Raw genomic sequence first — 653 nt, forward strand, 5'->3', positions numbered from 1 at the left:
AATCATGATGACACTTTGTCTGTCGGACAAAGTAATCGCAAGAACTTTGGATACATGATTCTCAGCCAGATCTATCACGAGTTGCAAATTGATAAATTTTTACTGAGTAAACAAAGACGATCTAAAATGGATTACAACACCAATGACATCATGAAATTACTTGTGTTTTCACGTTTACTTTATCCTGCTTCGAAGAAAAAAACATTTGAAAATAAGGATAAGTTTTATGACAAGCATGATTATTCTTTGGATAATGTTTATCGTGCACTTTCCTTTTTCTATAAGCATAGCTCGTCACTTCAAGTAAAAATCAATGATCGTATCAAAACGCTATATGGTCGAGAGACAGACCTTGTTTATTATGATGTCACGAATTATTATTTTGAAACAGACATCAACGATGAATTTAGAAGAAAAGGTGTGTCTAAAGAGCATCGTCCCAACCCTATCATTCAAATGGGGTTATTCATGGATAAGCAGGGCATCCCTATCACATTTAAATTATTCCCTGGTAACACAAATGATTGTCTTACTTATCGTCCTGGCTTCGGAGAAGTTCACAAAGAATACAACTTAGGAAGAGTGGTTGTCGTAGCCGACAAAGGCATGACTACTGGCGATAATATTCATTACACACTATCTGGGAAACACGG

The 653-nt window shown here is 35.8% G+C and carries 1 protein-coding gene; it reads left to right on the forward strand.

From position 1 onward, the window contains the following. The coding region (locus OWO01_RS15960) for an IS1634 family transposase (protein WP_472924508.1) at nucleotides 1–653 on the forward strand (653 nt) is incomplete at both ends.

It is taken from the genome of Natronobacillus azotifigens, assembly GCF_026805325.1.
In the GTDB taxonomy this organism is placed as follows: Bacteria; Bacillota; Bacilli; order Bacillales; family Amphibacillaceae; genus Natronobacillus; species Natronobacillus azotifigens.